The sequence below is a fragment of the Rhodoferax sp. P2_H8_2 genome, assembly GCF_056403235.1.
Map to the genome: position 1 here is coordinate 1 of NZ_JBFUFW010000022.1, position 1,262 is coordinate 1,262.

Annotated in this window: 1 protein-coding gene; it reads right to left on the reverse strand. The window is 54.6% G+C overall.

Annotated elements, in window-relative coordinates; translation table 11 throughout:
* Positions 1-1,262 (reverse strand): FG-GAP-like repeat-containing protein (locus AC1DV6_RS18495; protein ID WP_477980063.1); only part of this gene is annotated, 1,262 nt, incomplete at both ends.

Sequence of the window (1,262 nt, forward strand, 5' to 3'; positions counted from 1 at the left end):
CACCGTAGGTGTAGGTGGCGGTGTTGACGCCTCCAAGGCCGTTGGATCTGGAAATGCTGCTGACAACATGCTGTGCGCCCTGGATATCACGTACGGGGTATACCGCCGCAGTAGCACCACCATCCTTGGTGTAGACGCTGCTATCGGTGATGGGTTTGTAGCTGATGTCTAACTGGTTGCCAACACCTGCAGCAATACTGGACGGTGTGTCGTGACCTGTAGGGGAATACGCAACCCACCAGCCGGCCCCATGGTACAGATCCGAACTGGCAGGCGGCACCCACATGATGTCCATCTTGCCATCGCCATTGAAGTCACCGATCTGCACCATATCCACCGGCTGCAGAACACTATGCAAATCCGAGAGCTGACTTACAGGTGCCGAATTCACATTGTTGTTAATACCCAGCCATGTCGGCAGCGCTTGCACCGGTGTGCTAAACCCGGTATCGGTCGCATAGGCTATATACCAACCACTACCGTACGTGCTGCTGTACCACAGGTAGTCGGTCTTGCCATCKCCATTGAAGTCAGCAAAGTATTTGTACATCTTGCCGTCATCTCGCAGATACGGCACAGTGGTCACTGGCAACGCAGCTGCAGTGGGCACTGTAAATCCGGTCCCCGTGGAATACGCAACCCACCAGCCGGCCCCATGGTACAGATCCGAACTGGCAGGCGGCACCCACATGATGTCCATCTTGCCATCGCCATTGAAGTCACCGATCTGCACCATATCCACCGGCTGCAGAACACTATGCAAATCCGAGAGCTGACTTACAGGTGCCGAATTCACATTGTTGTTAATACCCAGCCATGTCGGCAGCGCTTGCACCGGTGTGCTAAACCCGGTATCGGTCGCATAGGCTACATACCAACCGCTGTTGCCGTACGCGCCACCGTACCACAGGTAGTCGGTCTTGCCATCTCCATTGAAGTCAGCAAAGTATTTGTACATCTTGCCGTCATCTCGCAGATACGGCACAGTGGTCACTGGCAACGCAGCTGCCGTAGGAGTAACCACTCCAGTAGGCGTTGTAGGCCAAGTAACCGAGGTTGGCTGTATGCAGCTGTTGTTGGTGTCACACAGCGTCACCGACTTCAATCGAGTGCGCTTGGTATGGTTGCTTTGGTCGTAGGTCAACCGGTAGTCGTTGACAACGCTTGCGCCCACATAGGTCTTGATGTTGGTGACGCGCTTGAGGGTCTTGGCAATGCTTCCCGACTGGTACCTCGTTGGTATATCTGTTCTGTCTTCATAC